The 758-nt window shown below is 67.8% G+C and carries 1 pseudogene; it reads left to right on the plus strand.

Going from position 1 to position 758, the window contains the following annotated elements:
• Positions 1-737: pseudogene (locus SMA5143A_RS42450) on the plus strand (DUF3459 domain-containing protein); the annotation flags it as partial.
• Positions 738-758: the final 21 nt, after the last annotated feature.

Genomic DNA, 758 nt, shown 5'->3' on the forward strand with positions numbered 1-758 from the left:
CGACCGGCTTCCAGCAGTCCTACACCTACTTCACCTGGCGCACCACCAAGCAGGAGCTGACGGAGTACGCCACCGAACTCGCCGGCGACGCCGCGAGCTACATGCGCCCCAACTTCTTCGTCAACACCCCCGACATCCTGCACGCCTTCCTCCAGCACGGCGGCCGACCCGCCTTCGAACTCCGTGCCGTCCTCGCCGCGACCCTCTCCCCCACCTGGGGCGTCTACTCCGGCTACGAACTGTGCGAGAACACCCCCCTCAAACCCGGCAGCGAGGAATACCTCGACTCCGAGAAGTACCAACTCCGCCCCCGGCACTGGGAAGCAGCCGAACGCGAAGGACGCACCATCACCCCGCTCATCACCGCGCTGAACGACATCCGCCGACGCCATCCCGCACTCCACGGGCTCAGGAACCTGCGCTTCCACCACACCGACAACGACGCGGTGATGGCGTACAGCAAGCGCACCGGCCCCGACACGATCCTGGTGGTCGTGAACCTCGACCCCCACCACACGCAGTCGGCCCGGGTCTCGCTCGACATGGCGGAACTCGGCCTGGGCCCCGAAGAGAACGCGCCGATGCACGACGAGCTGACGGGTGAGACCTACCGATGGGGAAGGACGAACTACGTGCGCCTGGAGCCGGGCCGGGCGCCCGCACACATCCTCCACGTCGGGGTCCACGCCGACGACGCCCCGTCCTCGGCTCGGAACGGAGGGCCCGGTACCCGATGACGATGAACAAGCCCATCCCGG

The sequence above is a fragment of the Streptomyces sp. MA5143a genome, assembly GCF_900290235.1.
GTDB lineage: Bacteria > Actinomycetota > Actinomycetes > Streptomycetales > Streptomycetaceae > Streptomyces.